This window comes from Stenotrophomonas sp. 05L44_2 (assembly GCF_056665995.1).
Map to the genome: position 1 here is coordinate 1 of NZ_JBFTNR010000682.1, position 3,845 is coordinate 3,845.

2 protein-coding genes and 3 pseudogenes are annotated in these 3,845 nt (G+C 62.7%); 3 read left to right on the forward strand and 2 right to left on the reverse strand.

Going from position 1 to position 3,845, the window contains the following annotated elements; all coding sequences use genetic code 11:
* Together AC1VAN_RS19210 and AC1VAN_RS19215 are read right to left on the reverse strand one after the other, a co-directional pair.
* A pseudogene (locus AC1VAN_RS19210) lies at positions 1-239 on the reverse strand (hypothetical protein); the annotation flags it as partial.
* Positions 240-250: 11 nt separating this feature from the next.
* The gene (locus AC1VAN_RS19215) at positions 251-1,123 is read right to left on the reverse strand and encodes an ankyrin repeat domain-containing protein (RefSeq protein WP_282279461.1); all 873 of its coding nucleotides are present in this window, start codon (positions 1,121-1,123) and stop codon (positions 251-253) included.
* 232 nt (positions 1,124-1,355) lie between these two features.
* On the opposite strand from AC1VAN_RS19215, the pseudogene AC1VAN_RS19220 reads away from it, so the two are divergent.
* The 3 genes and pseudogenes from AC1VAN_RS19220 to AC1VAN_RS19230 all read left to right on the forward strand — a co-directional run.
* Positions 1,356-1,807 (forward strand): annotated as a pseudogene (locus AC1VAN_RS19220) (Tle-like phospholipase domain-containing protein); the annotation flags it as partial.
* A 1,131-nt stretch (positions 1,808-2,938) separates the two neighbouring features.
* A complete protein-coding gene (locus AC1VAN_RS19225; protein ID WP_480986481.1) occupies positions 2,939-3,487 on the forward strand; it encodes an XVIPCD domain-containing protein in 549 nt (182 codons plus the stop codon).
* Positions 3,488-3,663: 176 nt separating this feature from the next.
* Positions 3,664-3,845: pseudogene (locus AC1VAN_RS19230) on the forward strand (anthranilate synthase component I); the annotation flags it as partial.

A 3,845-nucleotide genomic window follows, 5' to 3' on the forward strand; every position in this document is an offset into this window, starting at 1 on the left:
ACCAAGGGGATGCCAGCATCGCGAGCGAAGGCCTTGTCGGGATCGACGCCTTCGTCCTTTACCAAGCGCGTGATCGTGTCGGCATCCCCTTGCTCGCTGRCAACGGCCAGCTCAAGCGCCTTGCCCTTGAAGTAGCTGCTGGCACCATGCGTTGACTGTGGCGTGCAGCCCGGAATCAGAAACAGCGCTGCTGCCAGAAGGGCGGGATACGCAATGATGCGACGCAGGTGAACGTCCATGTCAGAGCTCCTTACAGCAGCGGAATGTCTTCTTCCTTGCTCGGGAATTTGAAGGCCTCGCGCTTCCTGCGGATGTGGTCGGGCATCGGCGGGCGGGGGATGTTGCGCTCAGCCAGCCATTGCTGGCATTTCTTCTGCCACGGCAGGTTGTCCGGCGTGGTGATTTCCCAGTAGATGTCTTCGACCATCAATTGCCGAGCAGATTTGCCCGAACTTTCCGATACGTGCTCGGGAATGGTGGGGTCTGCGCCGTGCTCCAGCAACCAGTAGGCGTAGTCGAATCCGCCTCTTCCTGTGTACCAGCTCAGAACAGTGTCGTCTCCCAGGCTTCTGCGGTTGGATCCATTCACGTCTGCGCCGTGATTGACCAAGGTCTGGACATTCTTCCACTGGTTCCCGCTGATGAAGGCTTGGAAGAGAAGCGTTTCATTGTTGACGTTTCGTGTGTTGGGATCTCCACCGTGCTTCAGCAGCAATTCCAGGAACCGAGGGTCGTCCATCTTTGCTGCGTAGACCATGGCGTTGTCGAACCTGATCAGTTCTCCGTGCATCTGTTTCGATTCACGCGCATTGGGGTCTGCTCCGACATCGAGCAGTGCTTTGAGTCCCTCGATGTTGCGGGTCCGCAGCGGCCATGCAATCAGAGGGATTCCATCCCGCGTTGAAAACGCTTTGTCCGGGTTGACGCCTTCTTCCTTTACGAGGTGGTGTATAGCATTGGCGTCGCCGTCTTCAGCAGCGATGGCGAGTCGTAACGCAGCACCCTCGAAATAGTTTTCGGCATCACGTGCAGACGTTCCAGAGCACCCCATCACAAGCAGAAGTGTGATCCATGCCACGCTTGCGAGGAATTTTGTCGTCATATTGTGAAGAATGACGGTCATGTTTTTCCTATCGATTCGCTGATGAGGTGACACTAGCAAAAGGTTCTGGTAATCCATAGGTGCTGCGAAACAGGCGGCACTTCAAAGTGCAATGGAGATTGCCATGAGTGGTTCGGAGAACGAGACGCGTGCGCGCGCAGTCAACGAGCAGAATCTTCTCGTACAGAAGTTGCGCGAAAGTGGGAATGAAGAAGAGGCCGAGCGCCTGCAGGAAACCTACCATGCGCGTGAAATGGCGGGACTGGCTGCTGATGTGTATAAGTCGGCGAAGCACGAGGGAGAGCCCCCGGTAGGATGGACGCGCGCAAGTAGTGATCCCGACACACTCCGTAAGGCCGGTATCAACATCTCGGACGCCGAACTCAAGGAAATGCTTCAGCCGAGGAGGTCCGGATTCCGTGCCGAAATCTACATCCCGGACAAGCGCGTCTTTGGCGAGGATGCGAAACCTGTCGTGGTCTACAAGGGATCTACGGGTGAGATTGTTGACCCTCTCGCGCCCGATGGAAAACGTGAATCCGGCGGCGAGGATTTCCTCAACAACGGCCAGCAGGGCATCGGCATGCGCAGGGCGCACGTGCCACTACGTTCAACGCCGCCGGCCTGCATCCGGCTACCCCGGCACGTTTCGCCAAGGACAACGGCCTGCCAACCTTCGATACGCAGCAGACCGTGCACACCTATCAGACCACCGGTGAAGTGCTGAACGATGTGCAGAACGGCATGCACCGCCTGAGCGAGCAGCAACGTCGTGGCTACGGCGTGCTTGCCAACGAGCTGGGCATGGTGCTGAAGGATCCGGCCATGCAGAAGGTCGTCGGTGAAAAGCTGCGCGAGATGCTGCCCCCGGGGGCGCAGACCTCCGCCGCACAGTTCATCGAACAACTGGCGAGCCAGCCGGGCCAGCAGGCGCTGCGCGATATTCCGCTCGCGGCAGGGCGCCTGGAATTGTTGCTTGAGCCCAAGACCCGCGATGCGCAAGGGGCGCTCGTCGATCGCCCGCACGTGGCGCCGCCCAGCCAGGTGGCGGAACTGGCGGGGCCGTTGTCCACTGTGCTGCACGCCACGGCCTACGGCATGCGTAGYGGTCGCCTGGCCGGCGAGCAGGTCGAGCGGGCGGGCGCTGCCACTGCCCAGGTGCTGGACAGAACGGGCGATGGCGTCGAGCGTGTGCTGAAGACCGAAGGCATGGTCATCGGCCAGGTAGTGAACATGGGCTCGGCCAGCCTGCAGTTGGGTACCCGGGCGACGAGCACGGTGGTTGCTTCGGGGCGCGAACTGACCGGAAGCATCGAATCCACCCTGCACCGCGTCGAATCGCAGACCCGCTCCCATGGTCTCTCCGCACTATCGTGGGTCGCTGGCCGGGTGGGCGCGGACAACGTCGCCGGCAGGCTTGCCAAGCAGGCCGAAGACGTCCGTGACCACGGCGAGCAACATGCGCAGCATGCGACGAAACAGGCCCTTGCCGATGCCGCAGGCACGCGCGCGGCGGGCGAGCGCGTGGCCGCCGCCATCAACCACGACGGCCAATGGGTCGCTGGCAAGCTGCAGAACGGGTTCGCGACCGCTGGCGCCCACGTTGACCGCGGCTATGACCTGGTGGCCTCCCATGTGAAGGGCATTACCGACAAGGCGCCGATCACCCTGTCCGCGGTAGGGGGTGCTGCGGTGGGCATCGGGGCTGCTGCTGCGACCCACTTGCCGACCGGCAACCTGGTGTTGGACGCAGCGAAGCTGCACAACCTCGACAAGTCCGAACGCGTCATCCGCGGAATGATGCCGGCCTTCAGTGAGGCGACCGCCCGCCATGGCATGGATCCGACGGTCATCCCCAGTCTGGACTCGGAACTGATCAAGCAGGAGGCCGCCGCCCGGAAACTGGTCGAGCGGCCCCCGCACGTCCAGGCTGCCGCCGAAAGCCGGCAGGCCAGCCGTGCCGCCGAACCCTCGGCGCAGGCGATCGGCATCGACCATCCCTCCCATGCCGGCAACCCCCTGTTTGTGGGAGCCCAGACCGGGGTCCACGCGCTGGACCGCGCCCACAACCGGGTGCCTGACCTGCAGAGCGACCAGCTCGCCGGCGCACTGGCCGTGCAGGCCAGGCGCGAGGGGCTGGAGTCCATTTGCCACGTGGTGCTCAGCGACGACCACAGCCGCGCCTTCGCGGTGGATACGCCCGACCTGAACGCCGCGCACCGTCGACATGCCCACGTCGAAGTGGCGGCGGGCATGGCCCAGCCGTTGAGCGCGAGCACCGCCCAGATGGACGCGATCAATGCCACTCGCGAGCAGGCGCAGGGGGTGTCGCTGGCCCAGCAGCAGGTGCACGAGACCCAGGAACAGGCACGGCGGATGGGCTAGGGCGGCGCAAACCGCCCGTCGCCAAAGGGTTTCCCTGCGRCCAAAGCTGCGATACAGTCATTGGGTGTCCAGCCTGACGACCCCGCATACCCTTTCTTCCGCACGCCGTTGGTGGCGATGGTGGCCTGTTGCCGTCGTCCGTCCCCATAACGCTGTGTCCCGGAAGGAAAGTCGTCTTGATCTCGCACGCTCAGTTTCAGCAGCAGGCCGCTGAAGGCCACACCCATATTCCCGTTGTCCGCGAAGTGCTGTCCGACCTGGACACGCCGCTTTCGGTCTATCTGAAGCTCGCCGACGGCCCCAATACCTACCTGTTTGAATCCGTCGAAGGCGGCGAGCGCTTTGGTCGTTACTCGAT